The organism is Acinetobacter sp. WCHAc060006, from assembly GCF_004209135.1.
GTDB lineage: Bacteria > Pseudomonadota > Gammaproteobacteria > Pseudomonadales > Moraxellaceae > Acinetobacter > Acinetobacter cumulans.
Window position 1 is genome coordinate 1 of the sequence record NZ_SGSS01000087.1, and the last position, 888, is coordinate 888.

The 888-nt window shown below is 34.2% G+C and carries 1 protein-coding gene and 1 pseudogene; both read left to right on the forward strand.

The features are described from left to right. A pseudogene (locus EXE29_RS17290) lies at window positions 1-240 on the forward strand (GTP-binding protein); the annotation flags it as partial. A 9-nt stretch (window positions 241-249) separates the two neighbouring features. After that, window positions 250-675 carry a roadblock/LC7 domain-containing protein gene (locus EXE29_RS17295; protein WP_106986561.1) on the forward strand — a complete coding sequence of 142 codons (426 nt, stop codon included), beginning with the start codon at window positions 250-252 and terminating at the stop codon, window positions 673-675. Window positions 676-888 lie beyond the last annotated feature (213 nt).

Below are 888 nucleotides of genomic sequence, written 5' to 3' on the forward strand. Positions count from 1 at the left end.
CAAGAGCTTGAAAGCTATCTAGAAACCTTTCAAAACTACACAGATAATATCGCCATTGGTATTACACACGTGGATGATAATACAAGTACCAATTCTTTGAGTATGTATAAAGAATGGCTTATTAGCCAAGACTTATTTTCACCTCTGTTTTTTATAGATGCGCGTAAAAAAGACGATGCTCTTTTGCTGTTAGAAGCATTAATCACATCTGTTGAAGTTAACCACAATATCAGCGCCTAAGGAGCACTTATGTTTAAGATCAAAGAAAAACGTGCTGCTTCACCTGAACTCATTCATGTTGCGAAACAAGAATTACAAAATATTATGTCCAATGTACGTGGCGTAAATTTTGCAATGGTTTGTTCAACTGATGGTTTTGAACTAGCAACATTACACAAAAGAGATATCTACAATAATGGAAAATTGGCTGCTGTCAGTAGCTCAATTCTCGCAATGGTCACAGCATTTACACAAGAAATTCACTTAATTGGTTGCCAATCTATTACGCTTGATGCGGAAAATGGTAAAGCGATATTAAGCTCAGTTCAAGCAAAACAACATCCAATGATTCTTGTTGTACTTGCGGATAAGGATGTGTTGCTTGGTCAGTTACTATACGCTTTAAAAAACTCAAGTAATGTGATTAAAAATGCTGATCAAGATTTTGATGATTAAAATACATTACATGATTCTTAAATTCTAGAACACTCAAATCATCTTGCTTTGAGTGTTTTTTTATCTCTTTTCTTCGTAAAGTAACCTCCCCCCCTTAGACCCTAATATCCTCCAAGCCCTCTTTCTGTATATCCTTTATTTATAACATTCCAATTTTTCTAATTTCCATAATATTTTTCACACATAAAAAAACACCCCCAACGATTTAGTTGA

What these genes read in the sequence shown, in the direction of transcription:
- EXE29_RS17295 (WP_106986561.1), top strand. Translation starts at nt 250, where the DNA reads ATGTTTAAGATCAAAGAAAAACGTGCTGCTTCACCTGAACTCATTCAT.